This window comes from Bradyrhizobium sp. 159, from assembly GCF_023073795.1.
In the GTDB taxonomy this organism is placed as follows: domain Bacteria; phylum Pseudomonadota; class Alphaproteobacteria; order Rhizobiales; family Xanthobacteraceae; genus Bradyrhizobium.
Map to the genome: position 1 here is coordinate 1 of NZ_JADPKE010000036.1, position 919 is coordinate 919.

The 919-nt window shown below is 62.1% G+C and carries 1 protein-coding gene; it reads left to right on the forward strand.

The features are described 5' to 3' along the window. On the forward strand, window positions 1-919 hold a 919-nt coding region (locus IVA96_RS07840; RefSeq protein ID WP_247416652.1), incomplete at both ends, for a transposase.

Here is a 919-nt window from a genome sequence, read left to right on the forward strand (position 1 = left end):
AGAGCGTGCTGCGGCGCTGCATCGAGGAACGACTGGTCGGCGGTGAAGGATTTGCAGTCGATGCGAGCCTAATCAAGGCCGATGCCAATCGGCAGAAGGGGATCGAAGGCGATAAGGGACTTCCGCCGGAGGCTGCCGGCCGAGCAATCGACGAGTATCTGGCTGTCCTCGATGATGCTGCTTTCGGAGCTGCGACCGAGGTTACCCCGAAGTTCGTATCGCCCTCCGACCCGGCGGCGCGCTGGACGGGGGCGCACGGCGGCCAAGCGTTTTTCGCCTATTCGACGAACTACCTGGTCGACATCGAGAACGCGATCATCGTCGATGTTGAGGCAACGACCGCAATCCGGCAGCCGGAGGTGTTGGCCGCCAAGCGCATGATCGAGCGCTCGCTGGAGCGGTTTGATCTCTATCCGAGCCGGCTCCTCGGTGACAGCGGCTATGGCTCGGCCGAGATGCTCGCCTGGCTGGTCTATGAGCACGGGATCGAGCCGCACGTTACAGTGTTCGACAAATCGGCCCGCACAGATGGGATCTTCTCGCGCGACGACTTCACCTATGACCATGCCGGGGACATCTATCGTTGCCCTGGTGGCAAAGTTCCTACCACGACCGGAACGTTGGTGAACGATGGTGCCACCATGCTTTACCTCGCCAGCAAGCGCGATTGTGATCGATGCGCATTGAAGGCTCGGTGTTGCCCCAAGCAGGCTTCACGGAGAGTGCCGCGCTCGAGCTACGAGGGCGCTCGCGACATGGCGCGCCAGATCGCGGGATCGTGGGAGGGAGGCACCTCGCGCCGGCTCCGCAAGAAAATCGAGATGTTGTTCGCGCACCTCAAGCGCATTCTCAAGCTCGACCGTTTGCGTTTACGAGGTCCAAACGGCGCGCGTGACGAGTTCATCCTCGCAGCCACCGC